The following is a 251-nucleotide window of genomic DNA, read 5'->3' as shown; positions in this document are numbered from 1 at the left end:
CAAGCAGTAGGAGCCCACTTGTTGGGTGACTGCGTACCTTTTGTATAATGGGTCAGCGACTTATATTTTGTAGCGAGGTTAACCGAATAGGGTAGCCGTAGGGAAACCGAGTCTTAACTGGGCGAATAGTTGCAAGGTATAGACCCGAAACCCGGTGATCTAGCCATGGGCAGGTTGAAGGTTGAGTAACATCAACTGGAGGACCGAACCCACTAACGTTGAAAAGTTAGGGGATGACCTGTGGCTAGGAG

The 251-nt window shown here is 49.4% G+C and carries 1 rRNA gene; it reads left to right on the top strand.

Annotation, left to right across the window (positions count from 1 at the left end):
- Positions 1 to 251, top strand: a 23S ribosomal RNA gene (locus H5183_RS21555); the annotation flags it as partial.

Origin of the sequence: Pseudoalteromonas sp. SR44-8 (genome assembly GCF_014163635.1) — a bacterium.
GTDB classification, from domain to species: domain Bacteria; phylum Pseudomonadota; class Gammaproteobacteria; order Enterobacterales; family Alteromonadaceae; genus Pseudoalteromonas; species Pseudoalteromonas rhizosphaerae.
The sequence above is the reverse complement of the archived record's forward strand: the minus strand, read 5'-3'. Positions and strand labels throughout refer to the sequence as shown.